This is a genomic window from Stenotrophomonas veracruzanensis (assembly GCF_032911525.1).
Lineage (GTDB): Bacteria > Pseudomonadota > Gammaproteobacteria > Xanthomonadales > Xanthomonadaceae > Stenotrophomonas > Stenotrophomonas africana.
The window spans coordinates 1-23,938 of sequence record NZ_JAWJTI010000025.1 but is presented as its reverse complement, the minus strand read 5'-3'; the positions used below and the strand labels follow the sequence as shown (position 1 = coordinate 23,938).

20 protein-coding genes are annotated in these 23,938 nt (G+C 67.2%); 13 read left to right on the top strand and 7 right to left on the bottom strand.

The window, feature by feature from the left end:
* The first annotated feature begins 43 nt into the window (after window positions 1–43).
* The 3 genes from R1H25_RS14565 to R1H25_RS14555 are packed head-to-tail and all read left to right on the top strand — an operon-like array spanning window position 44 to window position 2,405.
* On the top strand, window positions 44–298 hold the full coding sequence (locus R1H25_RS14565; protein WP_099590157.1) for a FeoA family protein: 255 nt from the start codon (window positions 44–46) through the stop codon (window positions 296–298).
* A complete protein-coding gene (locus tag R1H25_RS14560; RefSeq protein WP_049447125.1) occupies window positions 295–2,160 on the top strand; it encodes a ferrous iron transporter B in 1,866 nt (621 codons plus the stop codon). Before R1H25_RS14565 ends, R1H25_RS14560 begins: the two co-directional genes overlap by 4 nt.
* Entirely contained in the window at window positions 2,160–2,405 is a 246-nt protein-coding gene (locus R1H25_RS14555; protein ID WP_317223933.1) for a DUF6587 family protein, read from the top strand. Before R1H25_RS14560 ends, R1H25_RS14555 begins: the two co-directional genes overlap by 1 nt.
* Window positions 2,406–2,470: 65 nt before the next feature.
* On the opposite strand, the gene R1H25_RS14550 is transcribed toward R1H25_RS14555, so the two are convergent.
* The 4 genes from R1H25_RS14550 to R1H25_RS14535 all read right to left on the bottom strand — a co-directional run bounded on the left by R1H25_RS14550 (window position 2,471) and on the right by R1H25_RS14535 (window position 4,888).
* Window positions 2,471–2,932 carry a DUF4304 domain-containing protein gene (locus tag R1H25_RS14550; RefSeq protein ID WP_317223932.1) on the bottom strand — a complete coding sequence of 154 codons (462 nt, stop codon included), beginning with the start codon at window positions 2,930–2,932 and terminating at the stop codon, window positions 2,471–2,473.
* A gap of 138 nt (window positions 2,933–3,070) precedes the next feature.
* Window positions 3,071–3,652 carry an NAD(P)H-dependent oxidoreductase gene (locus R1H25_RS14545; RefSeq protein WP_317223931.1) on the bottom strand — a complete coding sequence of 194 codons (582 nt, stop codon included), beginning with the start codon at window positions 3,650–3,652 and terminating at the stop codon, window positions 3,071–3,073.
* A gap of 56 nt (window positions 3,653–3,708) precedes the next feature.
* The gene (locus tag R1H25_RS14540) at window positions 3,709–4,104 is read right to left on the bottom strand and encodes a MerR family transcriptional regulator (protein ID WP_049447120.1); all 396 of its coding nucleotides are present in this window, start codon (window positions 4,102–4,104) and stop codon (window positions 3,709–3,711) included.
* A 4-nt stretch (window positions 4,105–4,108) separates the two neighbouring features.
* A complete protein-coding gene (locus R1H25_RS14535) occupies window positions 4,109–4,888 on the bottom strand; it encodes a 3-oxoacyl-ACP reductase (RefSeq protein WP_317223947.1) in 780 nt (259 codons plus the stop codon).
* 120 nt (window positions 4,889–5,008) lie between these two features.
* On the opposite strand from R1H25_RS14535, the gene R1H25_RS14530 reads away from it, so the two are divergent.
* The 5 genes from R1H25_RS14530 to R1H25_RS14510 all read left to right on the top strand — a co-directional run bounded on the left by R1H25_RS14530 (window position 5,009) and on the right by R1H25_RS14510 (window position 11,904).
* Entirely contained in the window at window positions 5,009–5,680 is a 672-nt protein-coding gene (locus R1H25_RS14530; RefSeq protein ID WP_049447116.1) for a 4-hydroxy-tetrahydrodipicolinate reductase, read from the top strand.
* 309 nt (window positions 5,681–5,989) lie between these two features.
* Window positions 5,990–7,117 carry a glutamine-hydrolyzing carbamoyl-phosphate synthase small subunit gene (gene carA / locus R1H25_RS14525; protein WP_014646993.1) on the top strand — a complete coding sequence of 376 codons (1,128 nt, stop codon included), beginning with the start codon at window positions 5,990–5,992 and terminating at the stop codon, window positions 7,115–7,117.
* A gap of 149 nt (window positions 7,118–7,266) precedes the next feature.
* Window positions 7,267–10,509 carry a carbamoyl-phosphate synthase large subunit gene (carB, locus tag R1H25_RS14520; protein WP_049447115.1) on the top strand — a complete coding sequence of 1,081 codons (3,243 nt, stop codon included), beginning with the start codon at window positions 7,267–7,269 and terminating at the stop codon, window positions 10,507–10,509.
* Window positions 10,510–10,517: 8 nt separating this feature from the next.
* Entirely contained in the window at window positions 10,518–10,982 is a 465-nt protein-coding gene (greA, locus tag R1H25_RS14515) for a transcription elongation factor GreA (protein WP_170272484.1), read from the top strand.
* A 4-nt stretch (window positions 10,983–10,986) separates the two neighbouring features.
* Window positions 10,987–11,904 carry a phosphoglycerate mutase gene (locus tag R1H25_RS14510; protein WP_317223930.1) on the top strand — a complete coding sequence of 306 codons (918 nt, stop codon included), beginning with the start codon at window positions 10,987–10,989 and terminating at the stop codon, window positions 11,902–11,904.
* 37 nt (window positions 11,905–11,941) lie between these two features.
* Here R1H25_RS14510 and R1H25_RS14505 read toward each other — a convergent pair whose 3' ends face one another.
* Together R1H25_RS14505 and R1H25_RS14500 are read right to left on the bottom strand one after the other, a co-directional pair.
* Window positions 11,942–12,949: a DUF1176 domain-containing protein gene (locus R1H25_RS14505; RefSeq protein WP_317223929.1), complete on the bottom strand. Its 1,008-nt coding sequence runs from the start codon at window positions 12,947–12,949 to the stop codon at window positions 11,942–11,944.
* Window positions 12,950–13,000: 51 nt separating this feature from the next.
* Window positions 13,001–14,044 carry a DUF1176 domain-containing protein gene (locus R1H25_RS14500; protein WP_317223928.1) on the bottom strand — a complete coding sequence of 348 codons (1,044 nt, stop codon included), beginning with the start codon at window positions 14,042–14,044 and terminating at the stop codon, window positions 13,001–13,003.
* 122 nt (window positions 14,045–14,166) lie between these two features.
* Between R1H25_RS14500 and recJ the strand changes: the two genes are divergently transcribed.
* Entirely contained in the window at window positions 14,167–15,924 is a 1,758-nt protein-coding gene (gene recJ, locus R1H25_RS14495; RefSeq protein WP_317223927.1) for a single-stranded-DNA-specific exonuclease RecJ, read from the top strand.
* A 144-nt stretch (window positions 15,925–16,068) separates the two neighbouring features.
* On the top strand, window positions 16,069–18,978 hold the full coding sequence (locus R1H25_RS14490) for a VIT domain-containing protein (protein WP_317223926.1): 2,910 nt from the start codon (window positions 16,069–16,071) through the stop codon (window positions 18,976–18,978).
* Window positions 18,979–19,105: 127 nt separating this feature from the next.
* On the opposite strand, the gene R1H25_RS14485 is transcribed toward R1H25_RS14490, so the two are convergent.
* Window positions 19,106–20,308, bottom strand: a complete 1,203-nt coding sequence (locus tag R1H25_RS14485; protein ID WP_317223925.1) for an acyltransferase family protein — start codon at window positions 20,306–20,308, stop codon at window positions 19,106–19,108.
* Window positions 20,309–20,483: 175 nt separating this feature from the next.
* On the opposite strand from R1H25_RS14485, the gene R1H25_RS14480 reads away from it, so the two are divergent.
* The 3 genes from R1H25_RS14480 to R1H25_RS14470 all read left to right on the top strand — a co-directional run bounded on the left by R1H25_RS14480 (window position 20,484) and on the right by R1H25_RS14470 (window position 23,580).
* Window positions 20,484–21,344, top strand: coding sequence for a LytTR family DNA-binding domain-containing protein (locus R1H25_RS14480; RefSeq protein ID WP_317223924.1), 861 nt, complete (start codon window positions 20,484–20,486; stop codon window positions 21,342–21,344).
* A 173-nt stretch (window positions 21,345–21,517) separates the two neighbouring features.
* Window positions 21,518–22,643 (top strand): peptide chain release factor 2 gene (prfB, locus tag R1H25_RS14475; RefSeq protein WP_317223923.1). Its coding sequence is split into 2 segments (ribosomal slippage): window positions 21,518–21,592 and window positions 21,594–22,643, totalling 1,125 coding nucleotides; the frame shifts between segments, so codons are not numbered across the junction.
* Between the two features lie 154 nt (window positions 22,644–22,797).
* The gene (locus R1H25_RS14470; protein WP_049447098.1) at window positions 22,798–23,580 is read left to right on the top strand and encodes a helix-turn-helix transcriptional regulator; all 783 of its coding nucleotides are present in this window, start codon (window positions 22,798–22,800) and stop codon (window positions 23,578–23,580) included.
* The last annotated feature ends 358 nt before the right edge of the window (window positions 23,581–23,938 follow it).

The window sequence follows — 23,938 nt, the reverse complement described above, 5'->3', positions numbered from 1 at the left end:
GTTAGAATCGAGAACCATTTACATCCAGCAGAGAACACGCTAGATGACGCTGTCCGAACTGCCGCTGCACACCTCGGCCGTGGTCGAGTCCGTGCAGGACCTGCATGCCAACGATGCCATTGCCCGTCGCCTGCGCGAGCTGGGCTTCGTGAGTGGCGAGGAAGTACGCCTGGTGGCCAAGGGTCCGGTGGGGGGCGAGCCGCTGCTGGTGCAGGTCGGGTTCACCCGTTTCGCGCTGCGGATCAGTGAAGCCAAGCGGGTCGTCGTCGACGCCGCCAGCCAGGTACGACGCGCATGACTGCTACTGCCACTACCGCCCCGCTGCGCGTTGCGCTGGTCGGTAACCCCAACAGCGGCAAGACCGCACTGTTCAACCAGCTGACCGGCAGCCGGCAGAAGGTTGCCAACTACACCGGCGTCACCGTCGAGCGCAAGGAAGGCCGCCTGCGTGCGCCGTCCGGCCGCGAGTTCGCGGTGCTCGACCTGCCGGGCGCCTACAGCCTGCATCCGGCCAGTCTGGACGAGGCGATCACCCGTGACCTGTGCCGGGGCTTCTACCCGGGCGAAGCCGCGCCGGACGTGCTGCTGTGCGTGATCGACGCCACCAACCTGCGCCTGCACCTGCGTTTCGCGCTGGAACTGCGCGAGCTGGGCAAGCCGATGGTGGTGGCGCTGAACATGGTTGATGCGGCCCAGCGCCGTGGCATCCAGGTGGATGTGGCCGCGCTGGAGCGCGAGCTGGGCGTCCCGGTAGTGGAAACCGTGGCGGTGCGCAAGCAGGGCGCCAAGGCCCTGGTCGAACGCCTCGATGCGATGGTGCCGCACCTGGATGCGCCGGTGCCGGGCCCGGAAGGTGGCATCGACTACCACGCCAAGGTGCGCGAGATCCTGTCGGTGGCCGTGCGCATGCCGGCGCGGACCGCGAAGATCGACGACGCGCTGGACCGCTGGCTGCTGCATCCGGTGTTCGGCCTGGTCAGCCTGGCGGTGGTGATGTTCCTGATCTTCCAGGCGGTGTACGCCTGGGCGACGCCGTTGATGGATGGCATCGAGGCCGGCTTTGCCTGGCTGGGCACCTTCGTTGGCAGCGTGCTGCCGGAAGGCCCGCTGGCCAGCCTGCTGACCGACGGCATCATCGCCGGTGTGGGTGGCGTGGTGGTGTTCCTGCCGCAGATCCTGATCCTGTTCTTCTTCATCCTGGTGCTGGAGGAGTCCGGCTATCTGCCGCGTGCGGCGTTCCTGCTCGACCGCATGATGGCGGCCGCCGGCCTGTCCGGCCGCTCGTTCATCCCGCTGCTGTCCAGCTTCGCCTGCGCGGTGCCGGGCATCATGTCCACGCGCAGCATCCAGGATCCGCGTGACCGCCTGGCCACGATCCTGGTGGCGCCGCTGATGACCTGTTCCGCACGCCTGCCGGTGTACGCGCTGCTGATCGGTGCGTTCATCCCGCAGAAGACGGTGTGGGGCGTGTTCAACCAGCAGGGCCTGGTGCTGTTCGGCCTGTACGCGGCGGGCATCCTCAGCGCGCTGGCGATGTCGTGGATCATGAAGAAGTGGCGCCGCGACAAGAGCGAGCATCCGCTGATGCTGGAGCTGCCGTCGTACCGGTTGCCGCACGTGCGCGACCTGGCGGTGGGGCTGTACGAGCGCGGCATGATCTTCCTCAAGCGCGTCGGTGGCATCATCCTGGCGCTGACCATCCTGTTGTGGGTGCTGCTGTCGTTCCCGGCGGCACCGGCCGACGCCACGATGCCAGCCATTGATTACAGTTACGCCGGCCAGATCGGCCATGCGATGGCGGTGTTCTTCGCGCCGCTGGGCTTCAACTGGCAGATCTGCATCGCGTTGATCCCGGGCCTGGCCGCGCGCGAGGTGGCGGTGTCTTCGCTGGCCACCGTGTATGCACTGTCGGCCGCCGATGACGATGCGGCCAGCCAGGCGCTGACCCCGTTGATCAGCGATGGCTGGTCGCTGGCGACCGCTCTTTCGCTGCTGGTCTGGTACATCTACGCCCCGATGTGCATCTCGACGCTGGCCACCATCAAGCGCGAGACCAACTCGTGGAAGCAGATGGGCTTTGCTGCGTTCTACCTGTTTGCCGCAGCCTACGTGGCGGCGCTGATCACCTACCAGGTGACCAAGGCGCTGGGAGGCGGCTGATGGATACCGGCCTGCTGATCCAGTACCTGATCATCGCGGTGGCCGTGCTGGTCAGTGCCTGGGTGGTGCTGAAGAAGCAGTTTCCCGGCACCGTGCGCAAGCTGCGTGGGGTATTGGCGCTGGCGCTGCTCAAGCCGGGCCGCGCTGCCTGGCTGCAGGCGCTGGGGCGGAAGGTCGCGCCGCCGGCGAGCGGGGGTGGTGGCGCCTGTGGCGGTTGCGACAGCTGCGGGCCGACGAAGAAGTAGCGTCGAGCCATGCTCGACCGCGGCCGCCTGGTGGGTGCGAACCTTGGTTCGCACAATCCCGGGGTTCAGACCTCTTTGCGGATGATCGCGCGAAAGCGTCCCTCCTGCTGCATTCGCCGTACCGAGGCGCGGTTTCCATGGATTGCCGCGAAGCCCGCCACGTCGGCAAGGGCATTGAGCAGCAGGCGCTTCATCGCGTTGCGATCGCCAGCTTCGAGCAGGTCATGAAGGTGCTGCTGGGTGAAGACCCGGCGCAGCCCTGGCGTCTCTTCGATCCGCCAGTCCACATGGGGGGTGGGAATGCTGGTGCGGTACCTGAAGGCCTTCTCGAGGTCGCACGGTTCAAGCGGGTACTCAAGCAGCTCCGCAAAGTAGAGCCCGGCATTTACATAGAAGCCCCTGCCGTGACTGGCGGCCTGGTGATTTACGACAAGCGAAGCGCCGTCCAGCAACCGGTAGCGTGTGGTCGTTGTTCCGGCAAAGCCTGTTTTCCTGGCACATCTGCTGAAGACTGTCGCGGATTTCATGCGTTCTGCCTGGGCCGGACGAAGGGTCCACAGCCTTGAGGCGCAGTGATTTCAGGTCAATTGGCAAATGCGACACGCGCAACGAGCGCCCCAGGTGGGTGCGAACCTTGGTTCGCACGCCTTGCCCGTGGCCTGGATCTAGCCGGCCCGCGCTCCCAGCTCCGCTGCCAGCGCCAGCCACTTGCTGCGCTGCGCCGGGATGCTGCTGCGCACCGCGCCCACGCGGCTGACCCGCACCGGGCGGATGCCGCAGAACTCCAGGATGGTGGCGCGGATCTGGGTGATGCCCGGGTCGCGGTAGATCCAGCGGTAGTACCAGGGCGGCGTGTCCAGCGTGGTGATCACCCGCGCGCTGCGCCCGGCCAGCAGGCGGTCCCACCACACCGAATCGCGCCGGTAGCGGAAGGCGTACCCCGGCAACAGCACGCGATCGAAAAAGCCCTTCAGCAGCGCCGGCATCGCGCCCCACCAGGTGGGATAGACCAGGACCAGGTGATCGCAGGCTTGAATCGCCTCGGCGGCGTCCTGCAGATCGGCCTCCAGCGGCTGGATCTGGCGGTAGCCGTGGCGCAGCACCGGGTCGAATTCGAGATCTCCCAGTGCGATCAGGCGCACCCGGTGGCCGGCGTTCTCGGCGGCCGTGGCATAGCGCTGGGCGAGGGCGCCGCACAGGCTGTCACGGTCAGGATGGCCGAGCAGGATCAGGATGGAACGGGACACGCGCAACCTCGGGCAATGGAAAGTGCGCGAGACTGCGGTCTGCCCCTGGGGCAGAGTCAAACCCCGGTGGTGCAGCCGCCGGGTTCCAGTACGCAGTCGCCGCTGCCGGAGTGCAGCCACCGCTGAAGTTCGTCGCTGACCTGCTGCAGATCGCGCTCGACCTGCGCAAGTCGTGCCCGTTCGCTGGCAACGCGGCCGCGCTGCTGCTCCAGCAAGGCCAGCACCGCTGGCCAGTCGAGCCGCCCGTCGCGGCCCTGCAGGCGTGAGATCGACGCAAGCGTGATACCCAGCCCCAGCGCCTGGCGGATCAGCTGCACCCAGGCCACGTCCTGTTCGCTGTAGTCGCGATATCGGTTCAGGCGCGGCACCGGCGGCAGCAGGCCGCGTGCTTCGTACAGGCGGATGGCCTTGGCACTGGCGCCGGTCAGGCGGCTGACTTCGGAGATGCGCATCGGCTCAGTCCCGCACCAGTCCGCCATCGACCACCAGATTCTGGCCGGTCACCGCGCGCGACCAGGGGCTGGCGAAGAACAGTGCGGTATCGGCGAACTCGGCCGGGGTGGTGACGCTGCGCAGCGGGGTGTTGGCGGCGATGTAGTCGAACACCGCTTCCGGCGTGGCAGCACTGGCATCGGTGGTACGCAGCAGGCCGCCGGACAGCATGTTCACGGTGATGCCATGCGGGCCGAGGTCACCGGCCAGCGTGCGGGTCAGTGCCAACAGGGCGGCTTTGGCCGCGGTGTAGTCGTGGTAGGGCACCACCGGGTTCTGGAACAGGTTGGTGCCGATGTTGATCACGCGGCCGAAGCGGCGGGCCTGCATGCCGGGCAGGGCGGCCTGCACGGTGTTCAGCGCGCCGCGCACGCTGCCCTCGAACTGCGCCTGGAAGGCCGGCCAGCCGATAGTGGCGGCGCCGTCGCGGGCATCACCATTGAACGAGAACGCAGCGAGTGCGTTGTTGACCACCGTGGTGACGCCCTGGCCGAAGTGGGCCAGGGCATGCTGCAGCATCGCATCGACCTGGCTGCGATCAGTGACGTCGGCCGGCAGTGCGATTGCCTGTCCGCCCAGCTCGGTGGCCAGCGCCCGTGCGGCGCCTTCGCTTCGGTGATAGTTGACGATGACGCGCGCACCCTGCGCAGCGAACGCGCGGGCGATGTGCTGGCCAAGGCCGCGGCCGGCGCCGGTGACCAGCACCAGCTGTTCGCTGATCTGCATGAGGGAGCTGCCATCCATTGCATGAAAGGGCATGCAGCGTAGCAGCGATGGCGCTTGCCGGAGCGGGCGTGCTGCCGCTAGCCTGCAGGCATGAACCAGACTCCCCTGCGATTGCTCATTCACGGTGCCTCCGGGCGCATGGGCCAGGCCCTGCTGCGGTTGGCCGCCGAACATCCCGAAACCCTGCAGATCGTGGCCGCAGTGACCGGCCGTGCGCCGGCGCAGCGCGTGGTCGACGGCGTGCCGTTCTTCGGTGCCAGCGAGCTGCCCGGCGCGCCGGTGTTCGATGTGGCGATCGACTTCAGCCTGCCGGAGGGCTTCGACCCGCTGCTGGCGTTGTGCGTGGAGCGGGGGGCAGGACTTGTGTCGGGGACCACCGGCATCTCCAGCACGCAGCGCCAGGCGCTGGAGGCTGCGGCGGCGAAGATCCCGCTGGTCTGGGCCTCGAACTTCAGTCTGGGCGTGGCGGTGCTGGACGAACTGGTCGAGCGCGCGGCGCAGGCGCTGCCAGGCTGGGGCTGCGACATCGTCGAGTCTCACCACACCCAGAAGAAGGACGCGCCGTCGGGTACCGCACTGACCCTGGGTGCGGCCGCGCAGCGGGGCGGGGCGGAACCGCATTACGCCAGCCTGCGTGCCGGTGACATCGTCGGCGAGCACCTGGTGCAGTTCACCGGGCTGGGCGAGCGCATTGAACTGGTGCATCGGGCCACCAACCGCGACATCTTCGCCCGCGGCGCCCTGTTCGCCGCCCGCCAGCTGCAGGGCCGGGCCCCGGGCAGCTATCGGGTAAGGGACCTGCTGCAGTAAGTCGGTAGTGCCCGCCGCTGGCCGGCAACCTCATGAAGCCCGACGGCAAGGGAATTGCCGGCCAGCGGCCGGCACTACCGGGTGGCGGACCCCGCATACGCCGCCGGATTGAAATGAATGCGCAATCGCCCGTTCATCAAGTGCGATAACCGCTGGCGCGAGCGGCCCGGCAGCGCTACAATTCGCACTCGCCGAATCACGAAAGCCGGACCGGTCCCAGACCGTACGTCCGCGCTTTTTTGCAACCGGATTTCCGTGAAGCGCAGGCGTGACTTCGGCAGCCCCCTCGGTAGCCAAAGTGAGATTCCCGTGACCCAAGCCGCAATCCTCGTCCTCGAAGACGGCACCGTATTCGAGGGCGAATCCGTAGGCGCGCCCGGCCTGTCCGTCGGTGAGGTGGTGTTCAACACCGCCATGACCGGCTACCAGGAAGTGCTGACCGACCCGTCCTACGCCCGGCAGATGGTCACGCTGACCTATCCGCATATCGGTAACACCGGCATGACCGACCAGGACAATGAAGCGTCCAAGGTGTGGTCGGCCGGTCTGATCGTGCGCGACGTTCCCCGTCGTCCCAGCAACTGGCGCAGCCAGGTGTCGCTGCAGGATTGGCTGATCCAGCGTGGCGTGGTCGCCATCGCCGGCATCGACACCCGCAAGCTGACCCGCATCCTGCGCGAGAAGGGCGCGCAGAACGGTGCGCTGATGGCCGGTGACATCGACGTGGAAAAGGCACTGGAAGCCGCCCGCAAGTTCCCGGGGCTGAAGGGCATGGATCTGGCCAAGGTCGTCACTACCGAGAAGACCTACACCTGGACCGAGGGCCAGCTGGACCTGGATGCCAATGCCTTCGTCAGCGTGCCGGCCCGGTTCAAGGTCGTCGCCTACGACTTCGGCGTGAAGACCAACATCCTGCGCATGCTGGCCGAGCGTGGTTGCGAAGTGACCGTGGTGCCGGCGCAGACTCCGGCCGCCGAAGTGCTGGCGCTGAAGCCGGATGGGGTGTTCCTGTCCAACGGCCCGGGTGACCCGGAACCGTGCGACTACGCCATCGAAGCGATCAAGACCTTCATCGACGTGAAGATCCCGACCTTCGGCATCTGCCTGGGCCACCAGCTGCTGGGCCTGGCCTCGGGCGCGCAGACCATGAAGATGGGCCACGGCCACCACGGTGCCAACCACCCGGTGCAGGACCTGGACAGCGGCCGGGTGATGATCACCTCGCAGAACCACGGCTTCGCGATCGATGAAGCGACCCTGCCGCCGACCCTGCGCGTGACTCACCGTTCGCTGTTCGATGGCACCAACCAGGGCGTGGCCCGCACCGACGTGCCGGCGTTCTCGTTCCAGGGCCACCCGGAAGCGTCGCCGGGCCCGACCGATGTCGGTCCGCTGTTCGACCGCTTCGTGGTGCTGATGGAGCAGGCCAAGGCGTGATCAGTACGCCGCCGGCCCCCCGGTGGCGTCGCGATGGACCGTAAACCGCCGCAACGCTGCTGCCTCTGGCGCGGCGCTGCGGATCAAGATTCCTGATCGACAGCGTGCGATCACCCCCCTTGTCACGCTGTACTGACTTAGAGAAGAAAATGCCCAAGCGCACTGACCTCAAGACCATCCTCATCATCGGTGCTGGCCCGATCGTCATCGGCCAGGCCTGCGAGTTCGACTACTCCGGCGCCCAGGCCTGCAAGGCCCTGCGTGACGAGGGTTACCGCGTGGTGCTGGTCAACAGCAACCCGGCCACGATCATGACCGACCCGGAGATGGCCGACGCCGTCTACATCGAGCCGATCAACTGGCAGACGGTCGAGAAGATCATCGCCAAGGAAAAGCCCGATGCGCTGCTGCCGACCATGGGTGGCCAGACCGCGCTGAACTGCGCGCTGGACCTGGCCGACCATGGCGTGCTGGAGAAGTACAACGTCGAACTGATCGGCGCCAAGCGCGAAGCGATCCGCATGGCCGAAGACCGCGAGCTGTTCCGCGTCGCCATGGGTGAGATCGGCCTGGAATGCCCGACCGCCGCCGTCGCCCACACCCTGGACGAAGCGCTGGAGATCCAGACCCGCGTCGGCTACCCGACCATCATCCGCCCCAGCTTCACCCTGGGCGGCAGCGGTGGCGGCATTGCCTACAACCGCGAAGAGCTGGTCGACATCGTCAGCCGCGGCCTGGAACTGTCGCCGACCACCGAAGTGCTGGTGGAAGAGTCGGTGCTGGGCTGGAAGGAATTCGAGATGGAAGTGGTCCGCGATACCGCGGACAACTGCATCATCGTCTGCTCGATCGAAAACCTGGACCCGATGGGCGTGCACACCGGTGACTCGATCACCGTGGCCCCGGCGCAGACCCTGACCGACAAGGAATACCAGCGCCTGCGCGATGCCTCCATCGCCGTGCTGCGCAAGATCGGCGTCGATACCGGTGGCTCGAACGTGCAGTTCGGCATCAACCCGAAGACCGGCCGCGTGGTCGTCATCGAGATGAACCCGCGCGTGTCGCGTTCCTCGGCGCTGGCCTCCAAGGCCACCGGCTTCCCGATCGCCAAGGTCGCCGCCAAGCTGGCCGTGGGCTACACCCTGGACGAACTGAAGAACGAGATCACCGGTGGCCTGACCCCGGCCTCGTTCGAGCCGTCCATCGATTACGTCGTCACCAAGATCCCGCGCTTCGCCTTCGAGAAGTTCCCGGCCGCCGATGCCCGCCTGACCACCCAGATGAAGTCGGTGGGCGAGGTGATGGCGATGGGCCGCACTTTCCAGGAGTCGGTGCAGAAGGCCCTGCGTGGCCTGGAAACCGGCAAGGTCGGCTTCGACCCGACCGGCCTGGACCTGGCCAACGAAGAAGACCTGCAGACCCTGCGTCGCGAGCTGAAGGCGCCGGGCCCGGAGCGCCTGTTCTTCGTCGCCGATGCGTTCCGCGCCGGCATGAGCGTGGAAGAGATCTACGCACTGTCGTTCATCGATCACTGGTTCCTGGACCAGATCGAGGAAATCATCGCTGCAGAAGGCGAAGTCGCTGCCGGTGGCATCGACGCGCTGGACGCCGCACGCCTGCGCAAGCTGAAGCGCGCTGGCTTCTCCGACGCGCGCCTGGCACAGCTGACCGGCACCAACGAAGCCGCCATCCGCGCGCTGCGCCGTGCGCACAAGGTGCGTCCGGTCTACAAGCGCGTGGACTCCTGTGCCGGTGAATTCTCCACCGGTACCGCCTACCTGTACTCGACCTACGAGGACGAGTGCGAGGCTGCACCGAGCAACCGCGACAAGATCATGATCCTGGGTGGTGGCCCGAACCGCATCGGCCAGGGCATCGAGTTCGACTACTGCTGCGTGCACGCGGCACTGGCGCTGCGCGAGGATGGCTATGAAACCATCATGGTCAACTGCAACCCGGAAACCGTGTCGACCGACTACGACACCTCCGACCGCCTGTACTTCGAGCCGCTGACCCTGGAAGACGTGCTGGAAATCGTCGAACTGGAACAGCCGAAGGGCGTGATCGTGCAGTACGGCGGCCAGACCCCGCTGAAGCTGGCGCGCGCGCTGGAGGCCAACGGCGTGCCGGTGATCGGCACCAGCCCGGACTCGATCGACCTGGCCGAAGACCGCGAGCGCTTCCAGCAGCTGGTCGACAAGCTCGGCCTGAAGCAACCGCCGAACCGCATCGCCCGCAACGACCAGGAAGCCCTGCTGCTGGCCCGCGAGATCGGCTACCCGCTGGTGGTTCGCCCGAGCTACGTGCTGGGCGGCCGTGCGATGGAAATCGTCTACGGCGAAGCCGACCTGGCCCGCTACGTGCGCGACGCGGTGAAGGTGTCCAACGACTCGCCGGTGCTGCTGGACCGCTTCCTCGACAACGCCGTCGAGTGCGACGTCGACATCATCGCCGACAAGGAGGGCAACGTCCTGATCGGTGGCGTGATGGAGCACATCGAAGAAGCCGGCGTGCACTCGGGCGATTCCTCCTGCTCGCTGCCGCCGTACTCGCTGTCGGCTGAGACCCAGGCCGAACTGCGCCGCCAGGTGGTGGAGCTGGCCAAGGCCCTGAACGTGGTCGGCCTGATGAACACCCAGTTCGCGATCCAGACCAGTGACGAAGGTGCCGACACCATCTACCTGCTGGAAGTGAACCCGCGTGCCTCGCGCACCGTTCCGTTCGTGTCCAAGGCCACCGGCATGCCGCTGGCCAAGATCGCCGCCCGCTGCATGGCTGGCAAGAGCCTGGCCGAGCAGGGCGCGACCAAGGAAATCGTGCCCGACTACTACTCGGTGAAGGAAGCGATCTTCCCGTTTGCCAAGTTCCAGGGCGTCGATCCGATCCTCGGGCCGGAGATGCGCTCCACCGGTGAGGTGATGGGCGTGGGCCGCACCTTCAACGCCGCCTTTGCGCGTGCGCAGGAAGCCGGTGGCATCAAGGCCCCGCCGGTCGGCAAGGCCTTCGTCTCGGTGCGCGATCCGGACAAGAAGCGCGTGCTGCCGGTGGCCAAGGCGCTGCTGGCGCGAGGCTACAGCCTGGTCGCCACCCGTGGCACCGCCGCGTGGCTGCAGCAGCACGGCATGGACTGCGAGATCATCAACAAGGTGGTCGAAGGCCGTCCGCACATCGTCGATTCGATCAAGAACGGCGAGATCGTCTACATCGTCAACACGACCGAAGGTCGTTCGGCGATCAACGACTCGTTCTCGATCCGTCGCGAGGCGCTGCAGCATCGCGTCACCTACTCGACCACCATTGCCGGCGCCAAGGCGCTGGTGGATTCACTGGAATTCCGCGGCACCGGCCCCGTCTGGTCGCTGCAGGAGCTGCACAAGGAGTTGAATGCATGAGAGCCCCCATCACGATGAAGGGCGCGCAGCGTCTGCGCGATGAACTGGATCACCTGAAGTCGGTCAAGCGCCCGAAGGTGATCGCCGCGATCGCCGAAGCGCGTGAGCACGGCGACCTGAAGGAGAACGCCGAGTACCACGCCGCGCGCGAGGAGCAGGGCTTCATCGAAGGCCGCATCAAGCAGCTGGAAGGCGAGCTGTCGCACGCCGAGATCATCGACGTGAGCAAGCTCAACGCCGGCTCCAAGGTAGTGTTCGGCGCCAGCGTGACGCTGGCCGACGTGGAAACCGACGAAGAGAAGAAGTACCAGATCGTCGGTGACCTGGAAGCGGACATCAAGCTGGGCCTGATCGCGATTTCCTCGCCGGTGGCGCGCGCGATGATCGGCAAGCTGGAAGGCGATTCGATCGTGATCGACGCACCGGCCGGCCAGCGCGAGTACGAGATCGTCAGCGTCAGCTACGTGGACTGACCACGTGGCGACGGCGACCCTGCTGTTGCCGGCACGCAGCCGCTTTGCCGCGGCTGCGCTGCCTGATGACGTGGCGCGTGCCCTGGGCCGCGCCACGACGGTGCAGGTTGCAGCGGGCGAACGCGCACAGCTGACGCGCCATTTCACGGTTGCCGCGCCGCACTGGCCGGTGGCCGCGTTGACCCGCCAGCGCGACGTCGGCGATGCCGCCGGCGCCAGCTGGCTGCGTGCCGATCCGGCCTGCATGGTGCCGGACATGCACGGCGCAAGGATGATGGCCTACGGCGAAACGCTGCGGCCGACGTTGGCGGACTGCCTGGCCCTGTTGCCGGTGCTGCAGCCGCTGTTCGCCGATGCCGGGTTCGTGCTCGATGCACCCGATCCTTCGCGCTGGTACCTGCGCCTGCCGATCGACCTGGCCCTGCCGGACTTCGACAGTCCGGACGAGGTTCTCGGCGATGACCTGTTCTCGCACCTGCCGGAAGGCGAGGGCGGCCGTCGTTGGCGGGCGCTGATGACCGAGGCGCAGGTGCTGCTGCACAACCATTCCTGGAACCAGCAGCGCGCCTCGCAGGGACAGCAGCCGATCAATTCGCTGTGGTTCTGGGGCGGTGGCGTGATGCCGGTGTCGGTCAGCACGCCGCACGCACAGGTGCGCAGCCGCGATGCCTTGCTGCAGGGCCTGGCTCTGGCGGCTGGCGTAGCCGTGGATGGCGAGCAGGCGGTGGATGCACTGGTCGACCTGCGCCAGCTGCGCTCCCTGCAGCAGCTCGGCAATGATGCGATCCGTCCGCTGTTGGCCGCGCTGAAGCGCGGCGAGCTGCAGCGGCTGGTGCTGGATTTCGAGGACGGCCTGCAGTTCCAGCTGGACCGCGGCCAGCGCTGGCAGTTCTGGAAGAAGCCGCGCCAGCTTCACGAGTGATTTCCCTGTAGAGCCGAGCCCACGCTCGGCTTCATCACTACTGGACGTCCGTAACGTAGGTCGGCAACGCCCAGTGCCCGCGGCTCCGGGTGGAGCAGTCATTACCCAGATACGTCGCGCTCAGGACCAGGCGCGAGCCGTCCCACGCCCAATGCCGGTTCGTGCCGCAGGCATCGGTGTCGGTCACAACGCCTTCTTCCAGGAATACGGCGTGCGGGTAGAGCGGAAACAGCGTGCTCGGGGCGATCAGCGTGGGCGAAAACGGTGGACGGTCGCGGATCAACCAGGTGCCCGCCGGCACGATGTTGCGGTCGGTTGCGCAGTTCAACAGGGCCAGGACATGGCTGGCATCCACCCGTTCGATGCGGAGTTGGCGTGACGACATCCGGTCGCACGCGTTTCCCGCGGCGGCTACCGGTTGCAGCTGCTGCAGCAGATCCGCCCGTTCGGCCAGCTGCGCATCGTCTTCCTGTGCTTCGACCAGAAGCGGCGGTGTCTTCAGGGGCGGCGCGGCAACCGCAGCCGGGACCTTCGACTCCGGCTGTGAGCCCTTGCGCACCAGTGCGCCGGGCGTATCCAGCCGACCTTGGGCTTCGTCCATCTTCAGCAGCAGCGTACGGATACCGCGATCGGACAGCGGCCACGCGTGGCCCGAGGCATCGCTCATCTCGACGCGCTTACCCGCCAGCAGTGCTTTGATCATGGCGGTCACGTAGCGAGTGGGCAGCTCCAGGCCAGAGTCGAGCGCTTCGCTGTGGCCGATGGCACCGAGGTCCTTTCCGTCCACGTGCAGTCGCAACGTTCCTTCGGGGGCCACCGCCGCAGGGGTCGCAGGCGCGTCCTCTCCGCCCGCGGCCATGGACAGCCGGGCGGTGACCGCCGTGCGCGGCCCGCCGCTGCGTTCGATCAGCGCGCTCAGCATCAACGGCGCCAGTGGGCCGTAGGCTGCCAGCCGGCAGGTGCGGGTGTTGTCGCAGGCCATCACGCCGTCGCCCTCCACCAACGACGTGCCAGCCGGTTCGGCAGCCGGGGCAACCGAGGCCATCGTCAGCGACGCAAGCAGCAGCGGCGTGCATGACAGTGAAGATGCATGCATTCAACGCACCTCACTGAGCAGGGTTGGCAGCATCCAGTGCCCGCCCGGCATGCCACGGCACAGGCCGGTACTGAACGCACTGCTGGGCCGGAATCTCTGGCCATCCCATACCCAGTCCGAGCCGGAAACGCAGTCGCCGATGCCGCGGCCCTTGTAGCGCGCGTAGAGCGTGCGTTCGACGCGCGAGAAGCCCTCTGCTTCCATCGTGACCGTCTGCGGGGCAAACGGGGGCCGGTCGCGCGCGATCCAGAAGCCATTGCTGTAGTTGTACGCGCCCATCTGGCACAGCGCCTGCACCAGTACGTGGTGCTCGTCCAGCCGCTCGATCACCATTTCCGGGGTGCCCGTGTACTCGATCAGGCGCGGACAGTCGTCACTGTCGCCGAGCGTGGCGATCAGGGCGTCGCGCAGCGCTTCGCTGCTTCCCAGTTCGCGGTCACCGGAACGTGGCGCCGCCAGCGCCGCGCTCACGATCACCGGCTTGGCACGCGCAGCCGGCACAGTCGTTTCGGCACGCGTGCCACGCCGCACCAGGGCGCCGGGTGTTCCGATCCGCCCCTGCGCCTCGTCCATCTTCAGCAGTACGGCGGCAGCCCCACGGTCGGAAATCGGCCAGCGCGTGCCGTTGCTGTCGATGACCTCGATGCGGGCCTGGCCGGGCAGGGCGGCAAGCAGTGCTTCAACCTGCGCCTGCCGCAGCGTCACGGCCTCGTCGGCACCGGTGTCCTGCACCGGGCCCAGATCACGGCCGTTCACCTGCAGGCGCAGCGCGCCTTCAGGCATTGCGCTTTCGCCATCCTCGCCCACCCGCAGCCGCGCCTTCACTGCCGTACCGGGGCCGCCTGCACGTTCCAGCATCAGGCCCAGCAGGCTGCCTGCGTTTTCCGGGCCATAACCCGCGGCACGGCAGGTGCCGGTGTTGTCGCAGGCCAGGAACCAGTCGTGGTGCGCGAACTCGATACCGGGTGTGACCGGCGTGTTTCCAGCGTGGGAGGCGAGTGGCAGCAACAGGCCGAGAATCAGTGCGGACAGCGGGCGATGCATGGCGAATTCTGTTTCAGAAGCGGACAAGCATGGGCGATCGCCACCTCTGCGCCAAGCCGGGGAAGAGCCGGACCAGGCGGGCGGGGTATCATGCCCGGGTCTTCCGTAACCCGGCGATGCCGATGTCCCTTGCCGCCGATGCTGTGCAGCCCGCCTCTGATACGCCGACGATCCGCCGCCGCGATGCGGTAATACCCGGCAATTGGCCGGACGGCACGCTGCCGCTGTTGGCGCGGCTCTATGCCAGCCGTGGCGCAGGTACACCGGAGTTGGCGCAGCCGAAGCTGGGCAATCTGCACGCGCCTGAGCTGCTGACCGGCATCGACGATGCGGTGGGCCTGTTGGTTGAGGCCATCGCCAACGACAGGCGCATCCTGGTGGTTGGCGATTTCGATTGCGATGGCGCCACTGCCTGTGCGGTCGGCGTGCGCGGCCTGCGCATGCTGGGCGCGCAGCATGTCTTCCACGCAGTGCCGAACCGCATGGTGCACGGCTACGGCCTGTCGCCGTCATTGGTTGAGGAGCTGGCCGAGCTGCAGCCGGACCTGCTGGTCACGGTCGACCACGGCATTGCCTGCCACGCCGGTGTCATCGCGGCCAAGGCGCGTGGCTGGCAGGTGCTGGTCACTGACCATCATCTTCCCGGTCCGCAGCTGCCGCCGGCCGATGTCATCGTCGATCCCAATCTCGACGGCGACGCTTTCCCCAGCAAGTCGTTGGCCGGTGTCGGCGTGATCTTCTATGTGCTGATGGCGCTGCGCCGGCAGATGCGCGAGGCCGGCGTTTTTGCCGATGGCAAGGGGCCGGACCTGACTACGCTGCTGGACCTGGTGGCGGTCGGCACCGTCGCCGACCTGGTGGCGCTGGATCCGAACAATCGGGCACTGGTCAGTGCGGGCCTGCGCCGTCTGCGCGCAGGGCAGGGCTGTGTCGGCCTGCGTGCGCTGATCGAAGCCAGCGGCCGTGACGCCACGCGACTGACCGCCACCGATATCGGCTTCGCACTCGGCCCACGCCTGAACGCGGCGGGCCGGCTGGAAGACATGGCGCTGGGCATTGCGCTGCTGCTGACCGAAGACCCGCGCCAGGCGCGCGAGATCGCGCAGACGCTGGAGCAGATCAATTCGGAACGGCGCGCCGTGCAGCAGTCGATGACCGACGACGCCGAGCAGGCATTGACCCGCGTGGTGCTGGACATGGCCGGCCAGCGCCCGGTGGCGGCCTGCCTGTTCGATGCGGACTGGCATCCGGGCGTGGTCGGCCTGGTCGCGTCGAAGATGAAGGATCGCCTGCATCGCCCGGTGATCGCCTTCGCCCCGGCCGAACCCGGCGCCGACACCCTGCGTGGCTCAGCCCGCTCGATTCCCGGCCTGCACATCCGTGACGCACTGGCGCTGGTCGACGCGCGTCATCCGGGCTTGATCGAACGTTTCGGTGGCCATGCCATGGCGGCTGGACTGAGCCTGCGGCTGGATCACGTCGATGACTTCAAGGCCGCCTTCGTCGCCGTGGTACTGGAAATGCTCGACCCGGCGGCACTGCAGCAGCAGGTCCTCAGCGACGGCGAACTGGCCGCGGACGAACTGGACCATCGCCACGCTGATGCGCTGCGTCTGGCAGGCCCATGGGGCCAGGGTTTCCCCGAGCCGCTGTTCGACGGCCACTTCGAAGTGGCCAACTGGCGCGTGCTGAAGGAGCGCCACCTGAAGCTGGAACTGCGTCAGCCGGGCGTGCCCGGCACGATCAACGCGATCCACTTCGGCGGCTGGCACGGCAACGCGCCGGGTCGCCACGTGCATCTCGCCTACCGTCTCGCCTGCGACGACTATCGCGGCGGCAGCGCCATCCAGCTGATCGTGGAGCACTGCCTGCCCGCCTAGAAAAAGGGGACGGAGGGGATTAAGCCGTTTCTGCCTTGTTTGCCAATTGCGACTTAATCCCCTCCGTCCCCTTTTTGGGGTCCCGCCAACCCCGTTCCGGTAGCTCGTGCGTTCAACGGTTCACGATCCCACTGGAGTCCGGTCATGGTCTTCGCCCGTTGCTGCACTGTGTTGTTGCTGGCCCTTGCGGCCTGGCCCGCTGGCGCGCAGTCGCCGCCGATCTCCCGGCCGCAGGCCGGCACGCCTCTGCTGATCGCGCCCGCTGCCGAACGACCGGTGCAGCTGGAGCGTGCCCGCATCGAGGGCGAGGTCCAGGCCGGCATCGCCCAGACCCGGATCACCCTGGAATTCCACAACCCGAACCGGCGCGTGCTGGAGGGCGAGCTGCAGTTCCCGCTGGCCGATGGCCAGCAGATCAGCGGCTTCGCGCTGGATATCAACGGCGAGATGCGTGACGCGGTGCCGGTGCCGAAGGACCGCGGCCGCCAGGTGTTCGAGGAAATCGCCCGCCGCGGCGTCGACCCGGGCCTGCTGGAACAGACCGCCGGCAACCAGTTCCGGCTGCGCATCTACCCGCTGCCGGCTGGTGGCAGCCGACGCGTGCAGCTGGTGATTCGCGAGCCGTTGGCCTTCACCGGCCAAGGCTGGCAGTGGACGCTGCCGCTGCAGTTCGCCGCCGGTGCAGCCTCGGTTGAACTGAAGCTGCAGGCGCCCGGCGCGACCACTGCAGGTACCGCGCCATTCCGCATCAGCGCGGGCCAGATGCAGTGGCAGGGCAAGGGCGCGCAGTTGCCGAAGCAGCTGCAGTGGAGCCTGCCGGCAGCCCGCCAGGCGCAGGTGCAGGTGGCGCCCTGGGAGGATGGCCATTACCTGCTGGCGCAACTGCCGGTGGCGGCCAGCAGCAGGCCCCGCACGCTGCCCAGCGAGATCGGCCTGCTGTGGGACGGCTCCGGTTCGGCGGGGCAGCGCGATCGCACGCGTGAGTTCGCACTGCTGGATCACTACTTCGCCGCGATGGGCGACGGCACCGTGGCCTTGACCGTGCTGCGCGATCGCGCCGAGCCGGTAAGGCGCTTCCGCATCCGTGCCGGTAACTGGAGTGAGCTGCGTGCGGCATTGCAGGCCGTACGCCCGGACGGTGCCAGCGCGCTGGCGCAGTGGCAGCCGCAGCCGGGCGTGAAGGAATACCTGCTGGTCAGCGATGGCCTGCTGACCTATGGGCCGGAACAGCTGCCGGCGATGGCGCCGGACCAACGCCTGTTTGCGGTCAGCAGCGCCGGTGCGCGCACCGATGCCGTGCGACTGCGTGGCTGGAGCGAAGCGCATGGTGGTCGCTTCGTCGCGCTGGGGAAGGATGTCGAATTGGCCGCCCGTGAGATGCTGTCGTTGCCGCTGGATGTGCAGGTCGATGCAGGGCGCGGCGTGCAGGACGTGGTGATCGATCGTCGCAGTGAAGCCCAGGGCTGGTTGTGGCTGCATGCACGACTGGCGGCCGACGGTGTGCCGATGCGGGTGCGCGTGGGTGGCGGCGAATGGCAGGCGCTGCCCGCCACGCAGAAGAGCACCGACGGAGAACTGCTGGCGGGCTTGTGGGCGCAGGCGCGCCTGCAGCAGCTGGCCGCCGATCGCCGTGGCAACCGCGAGGCGATGCAGCGCCTGTCTCAACAGTTTGGCCTGGTGGGGCCGGATACCTCGCTGATCGTGCTGGAGACACTGGAGGACTACCTGCGCTATGCGATCCGCCCTTCGGGCACGCTGCGCGCCGAGTACGACGCCAGGTTCGCAGTGCAGGTAAGAGATCGCGCCGCTGCTGATCGCCAGCGCCTGGATGAGGTGGCGGCACGCTGGAAGGAGCGCCAGCAGTGGTGGAACCGCAGCTGGCCGAAGGGAATGCCGCCGCAGGCAAAGGGCGGGGCACTGGAAGTGGCGTCCGCGGACCACGCGATGGAATCAGCGCCGGTGGCGATGCTCGCCGCGCCGGCCCCGGCGGCACCACCCGCCCCGGCACCGATGGCCGCCGCCGGGCAGCGCATGGAAGCCAGCAGCGCGCGTGCGCGTCGCTCAGCACCTGCATCGAACATGGCCCTCGATTCAATCACGGTCACTGGTGGCCGTGTCGCTGCGCCCGCTGCCGCCAACGAGGGCGAGCTCGGCATCCAGTTGGCGGCCTGGCAGCCGGACTCGGCCATCGCCAAGCGCCTGCGCGAGGGGCCGCCGTCGCAGTTGTATGACCGCTATCTGGCCGAGCGCGATGCCCACGCCGACAGCAGCGCATTCTTCCTCGATGTGGCCGACTTGCTGCTGGAGCAGGGCCAACGCGACCTGGCGCTGCGCGTGTTGTCGAATCTGGCAGAGATGGACCTGGACAATCGCCACCTGCTGCGCGTGCTCGGCTACCGCCTGATGCAGGCTGATGCCCCCGCATTGGCGGTGCCGGTGTTCGAGCAGGTGCTGATGATGGGCCAGGAAGAGCCGCAGAGCTTCCGCGATCTTGGCCTGGCGCTGGCGGCGGCCGGCAAGCCGCAGCAGGCGCTTGCGCCGCTGTACCAGGTGGTGGTGCGGCCGTGGGACAGCCGCTTCGATGGCATCGCCCTGATCGCACTGGATGAGCTGACCAACCTGGTGGCCCGCAGCACGCCCCGGCTGGATACCACCGGCATCGACCCGCGCCTGCTGCAGGCGATGCCGCTGGACCTGCGCGTGGTGCTGTCGTGGGATGCCGACAACAGTGACATGGACCTGTGGGTGACCGACCCGAACGGCGAGCGCGCGTATTACGGCAACCGCCTGACCTACCAGGGCGGGCAGATGTCGCAGGACTTCACCGGCGGTTATGGTCCAGAGCAGTTCTCGCTGCGTAACGCCAAGCCGGGCAAATACAAGGTGGAAGCGAATTACTTCGGCAGCCGCCAGCAGTTGGTGACCGGCGCCACGACCCTGATGCTGCGCCTGACCACCCACTGGGGCACGGCCAAGCAGAAGGACCAGATGGTGACGATGCGGCTGAAGGACCGTGCCGAGACTGTGCTGGTGGGCGAGTTCGAGGTGCGTTGAACGCTCGGACACCCGTGTAGAGTCGAGCTGGCTCGACTGCCTTGATGTAGAGCCGGGCCCATGCTCGGCTCATGGCAGAGGCAGCCGAGCGTGGGCTCGGCTCTACACTACCGCGGCGCGTGCGATCTCATTGCGCCGTCGCGGCGTGTACCGTCGGTGACGATAGCGGATCGGCTTTCAGGCCGAACAGGGGCTGCAGCCAACGCACGCGACGGATCAGCAGTTCATGGATCAGCAGGCAGCCGCCGACGGTACCGCCGAGCAGCAGGGCCGGTTCCATCCACGGTCCCAACTGAAGCGGCTTGAGCCAGAACAGCAGGGCGATGATCAGGCTCTGGTGCAGCATGTACCACGGATAGATCGCCTCGGTGCAGTACGGCAGCCAGCGGAACGGGCGATCGAGGACGACCTTGCCCCAGCCCAGGATGGTCAGCAGCGCGGTCCAGACGTACAGCGACTGGCTGGTGCGGCCCTGCAAATCCCAGAACGGTTCGGGCCATTGCCGCAGCGAGGAGTCAGCCGGCAGTACCTGGCCGAGGATGCGCAACCCCAGATACCAGGCGATCGCGGCCAGCGCCAGCCATAGCGTGGTGCGGCGCAGGGCGACCACACGCTGCCAGAACACCGGCTCGCGACCGAGCAGGTAGCCTGCCAGGAACACCGTTGCGTATTTGGCGTGCTGGTACCAGTCGCCAAGCAGGGCATTGGTGGACGGATAGATCGGCTCCAGCCAGATTACCCAGGCCAGCAGCAGGGCGGACGGCAGGCCGATCAGCAGCATCGGCGATGCAGCGCAGAACGCCACCGCGCGGCGCACCACCGGCCTTCCCAGCAATGGCATCAACAGGGCCAGGGCCAGCGTGTAATTCCACAGATAGGCCAGGTACCACAAGTGGTTCCAGGTGATGCCGTACTGCCAGCCGGCGAAACTCCCTTCCGGCCACGGCCGCACCTGCCAATAGCGCAGCAGGAAGTGGCCGAAGCCGGGTGCCACGTGGCCGTTGGCCACCCCTTCGCAGTAGGGCTGGATCGGCACGATCACGAACATGCCGAACAGCAGCGGCAGCAGCAGCCGCCACGTGCGCAGGCCGGCAAAGCGCAGCAGCCTGCCTTCCGGCCGCATCAGCGCGACGGCGATACCCGAGATCAGGAACAGCAGCGACATCCGCCAGCGGTTGACGAACAGCATCGGCCACTGCAGCCATTCGGCGGTATGCACGCTCTTGAGGTGGAAACCCCAGTCGTCCACATAGGCCATGCCGGTGTGGTAGAGGATCAGCAGGGCGAAGGCGAACACGCGCAGGGCGTCGATGTCGTGGCGTCGGGTCATGGTGGTGGTGTGCCGGAAGGTCGAGCCAACGTGACGCCGCCCGGCCCGTGCAGCCACTGCCGAGGGGCCGCCGGAACCCGCGCAGTGACCAATGGCGGGGGTGGCGGGACCAATGGAGCCGCTACCCTTGGTCCCTTGAGGCAGGCTGGAGCACCGCAACGACATGGATGCAGCAATGACCCAGGGCCGACCATCGCGCTGGCGTACTTCAACCCGCCTGCTGGTATGGGCGGCGATCCTGTCGGCCTCGGCAGTGACCAATGCGCTGGTGGAAGTGATGGATGCCAGTCGCCGCGGCGCCGATCTCGGCTTGTGGGAGCCGATGATCTGGGAGTTCAGCAGCCTCGGTCTGATCCTGTTGACCTTGCCGCTGCTGTGGTGGGGCTGCGAGCGCTGGCCGCTGCATGCCGATACCTGGAAGCGGCGGTTGCCGCTGTACCTGCTGGCAAGCGTTGGCTGGTCGCTGTTGCATGTGGTGGGGATGATGCTGCTGCGGCACCTGGCCTATGCGTCGCTGGGCCACCGCTACCAGGACGATGCCGGCTGGCTGGAGCGTTTTGCCTACGAATACCTGAAGGATGTGCGCACGTTTGCGATGTTCGTGGCACTGGAGCACTTTGCCAGCTGGTTCGGCCGGCGCAGGCAGGGTGAGGCGAGCCTGCTGGCCGAGCCCGACGTTGGCCCGCCAGTGGAGCCGGTCGAGCGCCCCCAGCACTTCCTGGTGCGCAAGCTGGGCAAGGAGTTCCTGGTTGCCACGGCCGACGTGGAATACGCGCAGGCGGCGGGCAATTACGTGAACCTGCGGGTGCGCGGCCACGATTACCCGTTGCGGATCACCATGGCGGTGCTGGAGCAGCGGCTCGATCCGGCAGTGTTCCTGCGCCCGCACCGCAGCTGGCTGATCCACCGTGACCAGCTGCGCTCGATCGAGCCGCTGGACGGGGGCGAGGCCCTGCTGCACATGGCCGACGGGGCGAAGGTGCCCTGCAGCCGGCGGCAGCTGCCGCTGCTGCGGCAGGCGCTGGGCGGAGGGTAGCGCCGACTGTCAGTCGACTGCTGTTCGTTCAGGTTCTGGTGAAGCCCGCGCTGCGCGCGATAGTCGACTGACAGTCGACTCTACCGAGGCGCGGGCGGGCGGGGGGGCTCATGCCGGGAGTCGCCCGCCTGCGGTATCATTACCAGTCATCTTTTGAATGCATAACCGCCGACATGATCGAACTGAATCCTGTCCGCCAGCGCATCACCGATCTGACCGATCGCGTGCTGTCGCTTCGGGGGTATCTTTGACTACGACGCCAAGAAAGAGCGTCTTGAAGAAGTAACGCGGGAGCTGGAAAGCCCCGACGTCTGGAACAACGCCGAGTATGCCCAGAACCTGGGCCGCGAGCGTTCCAGCCTGGAAAAGACCGTGGGCGGCATCGCATCGGTGCTGGATGGCCTGAACGACGCCACCGAACTGCTCGAGCTGGCCGAGTCCGAGCAGGACGAGGACACCGCGCTGGCCGTGGTCGCCGACCTGGACAAGCACCAGTCGCACGTCGAGAAGCTGGAATTCCAGCGCATGTTCTCCGGCGAGATGGACAATGCCGCCGCGTTCGTCGACATCCAGGCCGGTGCTGGTGGCACCGAAGCCCAGGACTGGGCCGAGATCCTGCTGCGCATGTACCTGCGCTGGTGTGAATCGCGCGGCTGGAAGACCGAGCTGATGGAAGTCTCCGGTGGCGACGTCGCCGGTATCAAGTCGGCCACGCTGCGCGTGGAAGGCGACTATGCCTACGGCTGGCTGAAGACCGAGACCGGCGTGCACCGCCTGGTGCGCAAGTCGCCGTTCGACTCGGACAACCGCCGCCACACCAGCTTCACCTCGGTGTTCGTGTCGCCGGAGATCGATGACAACATCGACATCACCATCAACCCGGCCGACCTGCGCACCGACGTGTACCGTTCGTCCGGCGCCGGTGGCCAGCACGTGAACAAGACCGAGTCGGCGGTGCGAATCACCCACATCCCGACCAACATCGTCGTGGCCTGCCAGACCGGCCGCAGCCAGCACCAGAACCGCGACAACGCGATGAAGATGCTGGCCGCCAAGCTGTACGAGCTGGAGATCCAGAAGCGCAACGCCGAGAAGGACGCGGTGGAAGCCACCAAGTCCGATATCGGCTGGGGCAGCCAGATCCGCAACTACGTGCTCGACCAGAGCCGTATCAAGGACCTGCGCACCGGCATCGAACGTTCGGATACGCAGAAGGTGCTCGACGGCGACCTCGACGAATTCGTCGAGGCCAGCCTGAAGGCCGGCCTGGCCGTGGGCTCCAAGCGCGTCGATGCCTGATCGAGGCGCCTGCGCGGATATCGTCACCCTCGTGCGCAACGCCGAGGGCGGCTGGTCACGCTTCCGGTAGAGCCGAGCCCATGCTCGGCTGCTGTTGGCGCAGTAGCAGATGCGTCGAGCATGGCTCGACGCTAGAACGGGTACGGCGGTAGCGATGATGCGCAGCGAAAGTGAACGCAAGGAACTCGGCGGCTTCCTCAAGGCCTGCCGCGCCCGTGTCGACCCCGCCACGCTCGGCCTGCCGGGCGGGCGCCGGCGCACCCCGGGCCTGAAGCGCGAGGAAGTGGCGTTGGCGATCGGAGTCAGCGTCAGCTGGTACACCTGGATCGAGCAGGGCCGCGAAGTGCGCGCCTCGCCCGAGGTGCTGGAGCGCCTGGCGCAGGTGTTGCGCATGAGCGACGACGAACGCGCCTATGCATTCGCGCTGTCCGGCTACGGCGTGCCTCTGGAATCGCCGGACGAGAGCGTGACCGACGGCCTGCGCCAGCTGGTGGAGGCGATGCAGCCGATCCCGGCCTACGTGCGCAACACCCGCTTCGACATCCTGGCCTGGAACCCGGCCATCGCCGAGCTGTTCGTGGACTACAGCCGGCTGGCGCCGCATGAGCGCAATACGCTGCGGCTGATGTTCCTGTACCCGCCGTACCGCACGCTGATTCTCAACTGGGAAGAAATGACCCGCGGCCTGCTGGCGGGTTTCCGTGCGGCGATGGCGCAGGCGCCGGACAAGGCGCCGTTCCTGGCGCTGGTGGAGGACATCGCCGCGCACAGCGAAGAGTTCCGCCAATGGTGGCCGGAGCACGATGTGCGGCGGTTCGACGAAGGGGCGAAGAAGCTCAACCACCCCACGCGCGGGCTGCTGGACCTGCAGTACGTGGCGCTGGTGCCGGAGAGCCGGCACGATCTTTCCCTGGTTACTTACCTGCCGCGAAGGTAGGTTGGTCGGCAGGGCTGCGCCCTGCACCCGCAGAGGCTTCAAGCCAAGGCAACAGCAACAGCAACAGCAACAGCGAGCATCCTTGGGATGGCGGGGCGATGTGGGCTGGCAGGACACGCCGTGAACCCATCCATGGGGGCTCGATGGCGCCATCCATGGCGCCAACGGTCCTGCCAACCCACACCACCCCGCTTCAGACAAATTTCGCGCGGCTGTTGGTAGGTGTCGACCTTGGTCGACACATCTGTCAGATATCGAAAGAAATTCCGGGGTCAGATCCCAAGAGTATTCCCGACAGATCGAGGAAATCTGTCGAAGGCGGGGTGGGTCCGGTTGAGGGGGCGTGAGCCGCATGGAT